The sequence below is a fragment of the Streptomyces cavernae genome (assembly GCF_004023625.1).
GTDB lineage: Bacteria > Actinomycetota > Actinomycetes > Streptomycetales > Streptomycetaceae > Streptomyces > Streptomyces cavernae.
Window position 1 is genome coordinate 1 of record NZ_RPDJ01000100.1, and the last position, 4,527, is coordinate 4,527.

General features: G+C 72.1%; 2 protein-coding genes. Both read right to left on the reverse strand.

Features of this window, described 5'->3' with window-relative positions:
* The coding region (locus EF387_RS46205; protein ID WP_128382554.1) for a type I polyketide synthase at positions 1–2,035 on the reverse strand (2,035 nt) is incomplete at its 3' end.
* Between the two features lie 46 nt (positions 2,036–2,081).
* Positions 2,082–4,527 (reverse strand): SDR family NAD(P)-dependent oxidoreductase (locus EF387_RS46210; RefSeq protein ID WP_128382555.1); only part of this gene is annotated, 2,446 nt, incomplete at its 5' end.

The following is a 4,527-nucleotide window of genomic DNA, read 5'->3' on the forward strand; positions in this document are numbered from 1 at the left end:
CCGCGGCGATCTCCCCCTGCGAATGACCCACCACCGCAGCCGGCCGCACACCGAACGACTCCCACACCGCCGCAAGCGACACCATCACCGCCCACAACACCGGCTGAACCACATCCACCCGATCCAAAGAACCGCCCTCACGGACCACTTGAACCAGGTCGAAGTCAACAAACGGCGCCAACGCCACCGCACACTCACCGAACCGGGCGGCGAACACCGGCGAGGAATCCAGCAACTCCACCGCCATCCCCACCCACTGCGCCCCCTGCCCCGGAAACACAAACACCGACTCGACGTCGTCCCCAGGGCTGTCGGCAAGGCCACGCGCCATCGCCGCGGGCTGCTCACCGCGCGCGACGGCCCGCAAGGCGGCCAGCAGTCCATCGCGGTCGGCACCGACGACCACCGCACGCTCCTCCAGCGCCGCACGCCCACTCACCAGCGAATGGGCGACATCGACGGCCTTGAGGCCACCACCCTCGACAGCCGACACCAACCGCTCCGCCTGCGCCCGCAGAGCCGCCTCCGAACGCGCCGAGAGCAGCAGCGGAACCACCACATCGTCGACCGGGACATCGGCCGCGCCCTGCTCAGCTTCCGCGCCCTGCTCAGCTCCCTCGTCCCGCTCCGCTTCCGCTTCCGCGTCCGGCGGTGCCTGCTCCAGTACGACATGCGCGTTGGTGCCGCTGCCGCCGAAGGAGGAGACGCCGGCACGGCGGGGCCGGCCGGTGTCGGGCCAGTCGACGGCCTCGGTCAGGAGCTTCAGAGCACCCGTGGACCAGTCGATGTGGGAGGTGGGTTCATCGACGTGCAGGCTCTTCGGCAGGACTCCGTGGCGGAGGGACTCGACCATCTTGATCACGGCGGAGACGCCCGAGGCGGCCTGGCCGTGACCGATGTTGGACTTCACCGACCCCAGCCACAACGGCCGGTCCTCGGGCCGGTCCTGGCCGTACGTCGCCAGCAACGCCTGCGCCTCGATCGGATCACCCAGCTTGGTACCCGTACCGTGCGCCTCCACCGCGTCGACATCCGCCGCCGACAACCCGGCGTTCGCCAACGCGGCCCGGATGACGCGCTGTTGGGACGGACCATTGGGAGCGGTCAGGCCGTTGGAGGCTCCGTCCTGGTTGATCGCCGAACCACGCACCACCGCCAGCACCCGGTGCCCGTTGCGCCGCGCGTCCGACAACCGCTCCAGCAGCAGGACACCGACCCCCTCACCCCAGCCCGTACCGTCCGCTCCCTCCGCGAACGGCTTGCACCGGCCGTCCACCGCGAGCCCCCGCTGCCGGCTGAACTCCACGAAGTTGCGGGTCGTGGCCATGACGGTGGCGCCGCCGGTGACGGCCATGGAGCACTCGCCGGTGCGCAGGGCCTGCATGGCCAGGTGCAGGGCCACGAGGGACGAGGAGCACATGGTGTCGAGGCTGACCGCGGGCCCTTCGAAGCCGAAGCTGTAGGAGAGCCGGCCGGAGAGGACGGCCGCGGAGCCGCCGGTCAGCAGGTGGCCCTCGACGTCGTCGGGTGCTTTGCTGCCGTCGACGGCGTAGCCCTGGTTGCTGGAGCCGATGAAGACGCCGGTGCTGGACCCGCGCAGGGTGTTCGGGTCGATGCCGGCCCGCTCGAAGAGCTCCCAGGTGGTCTCCAGCAGCAGGCGCTGCTGCGGGTCCATCGCGAGGGCCTCACGCGGCGAGATCCCGAAGAAGCCCGCGTCGAACTCGGCCGCGTCGTAGAGGAAGGCACCCTCGCGGACATAGCTGGTGCCGGTCCGGTCGGGGTCCGGGTCGTAGAGGGCGTCGAGGTCCCAGCCACGGTCCGTGGGCATGGCCCCGACGGTGTCGGTGCCCTCGGTCACCAACGTCCACAGGTCCTCCGGGGTGGCGACCCCGCCGGGCAGGCGGCATGCCGTGGCCACGATGGCAACGGGCTCGTGCTCGCGGGTCTCGAACTCGGCGAGCCTGCGGCGGGTGTGCCTCAGGTCCGTGGTGACCCGCTTGAGGTAGTCGCGGAGCTTGTCCTCGTTGTTGTCCATGGCAAAGTCAGCCCTTCGAGAATCGGGAGCCATGACGGGGTTCCGCTCAGGAGATCCCGAGTTCCCTGTCGATCAGGTCGAACATGTCCTCGTCGGAAGCGACGAGCAGTTCCTCGTCGACCGTCGCCTCCCCCGGCGTTTCGGATGCCGTCCAGGTGTCCAGCAGAGTGCGCAGTGCTTCCGTTAGTGCCTGCCGTGCGGCGGAGTCGGGCGCCTGCCGGTAGGCGGCTTCCAGTTGTTCCAGGCCCGCCGGCACGCCATCGGCCGCTCCGCCCGCGGAGGCGCCATCGGCCGGTCCCCCCGCGGCGGGCAGCAGTTCGGCGTCCAGGTGGTCGGCGAGGGCATTCGGCGTCGGATGGTCGAAGACGATGGTCGCCGAGAGCCGGGTGCCGAAGTCCGTGCTGAGCCGGTTGCGCAGTTCCACCGCGGTCAGGGAGTCGAAGCCCATGTCGCGGAAGGCGCGTCCGGGTTTTACGGTGTCGGACGGGCCGTGCCCCAGGACCGCGCCCACATGGGTGCGGATCAGATCGACGAGCCGGCGTCGACGCTTGGCCCGGGGCAGTGCGCGCAGCTCGGCCGTCAGCGCGGCGGCCGCCTCGGCCGCTCCGTCCTGTGCCTCGGGCCGCGCTGCGCTCCGGGCGGCGAGCAGTTCCCGTACCTCGGGTATCTCGTCGATGAGCGGACGATGTCCGTGGGCGCAGTAGGCGGGAACGAAACGGTCCCAGCGGATGTCGGCGACCACGAGCGTGGGCTCGTGTCCGGCGAGGGCCCCGCGCAGGGCACGGACGGCGAGTTCGGGGGCCATCGCGGGGACACCGCGACGCAGCAGTTGCTCGCCGACCTCCTCGTCGACCATGCCGCCGCCCGCCCAGGCGCCCCAGGCGATGGACGTGGCGGGCAGCCCCCGGGCGCGGCGCCGTTCGGCGAGTGCGTCGAGGTGGGCGTTGGCAGCGGCGTACGGGGCCTGTCCCCCGTTGCCCCAGACACCTGCGCCGGAGGAGAACAGGACGAAGGCGTCCAGCGGGTGGCCGGCCAGCAGTGCCTCGAGGTTCTCCGCCCCGAGCACCTTGGCGCCCATCACGCCGGCGGCCTCGTCGAGCGTGAGGTCGCCGAGCGGCCGTGCTGTCTCGACCGCGCCCGCCGTGTGGACGACCGCGGTGAGCGGGAACTCGTCGGGCACCTGGTCGAGCAGCGCGGCGAGCGCGGCGCGGTCGGCGACGTCGCAGGCGGCGAGGGTCACGCGGCAGCCGAGGGCGGTGAGGTCGTCGCGCAGTGCCGCGGCGCCGGGCGCCTCGGGACCGCGCCTGCTGGTGAGGAGCAGGTGCTCGGCACCGTCCTGGGCCAAGGACCGTGCGACGTGCGTGCCGAGGGCTCCCGTGCCGCCGGTGACGAGGACGGTACCGCGGGGCCGCCACTCGTCACCGTCGGCCACGGACGGGCGGAGCGGCGTACGGACCATGCGCCGGACGCTGACACCTCCCGCCCGCACCGCGAACTCGGTCTCCCGGCCGCCGTCCTCCCGCGCAGCGGCGGAGAGCAGAGCCGGAAGGTGGCGGCGTACGGCCGACTCCGGGTCAGCGGTGGGCAGGTCGACGAGGCCGCCGCAGCGGTCGGGGTCGTCGAGGCCGACCACCCGCGCGAGTCCCCACACGGCGGCCTGGGCCGGGTCGGGAGCGCCGTCGCCGTCACCGGTCGACACCGCGCCCCGGGTCAGGCACCACAGTCGGCCGGGAATCCCGGCGTCATCGAGTGCCTGGATGAGCGCCACCGATCCGAGCAGCCCGTGTGATACGCCTGAACTCCGCTCGCCTTCCCCGTTGTCGATGGCCAGCAGGGACAGGACCCCGACCGGGGACGCCTCCGCCACGGGGCCCGCGAGCAGCCGCTCGGTCAGCTCGCCGCGCCGGACCGAGTCAGGCACGGACAGTACGACGCTCCGGGCACCGGCGGCGTCCAGGGCGCCGACCGTGGCTGCGACGAGTTCGTCGTCCTGGTGGGTTTCGGGGACGACGAGGAGCCAGGTGCCGTCGAGGGCTGTGGTGGGCGTGGCGTGTTCGGGTTGGGGCCGCCAGACGACGCGGTAGCGCCAGTTGTCGAGGGTGGAGCGTTCCCGCCGGTTCCGGCGCCAGGCCGACAGGGCCGGGACGACCGCGTCCAGGGACTCCACGTCCGTCAGCCCGATCGTGCGAGCGAACTCCTGCAGGTCACCGTCCTCGATCGTCTTCCAGAACGCCTCGTCCACCGGATCGACCACCGCGGCCGAAGCCTTCGTCGACTCCAGCCAGTACCGCTGCCGCTGGAAGGCGTATGTCGGCAACTCCACCAGGCGCGGCGCGAGTTCGTCGAACGCCGGGCTGAAGTCCATCGCCACACCGTGCGCCCACGCCTCACCCAGCGACGTGTACAGGCGCGCCAGACCACCCTGGCCGCGACGAAGGGTGCCGGTCACCAGAGCATCGGATCCTGCTGCCTCGACGGTCTCCTGCACGGGA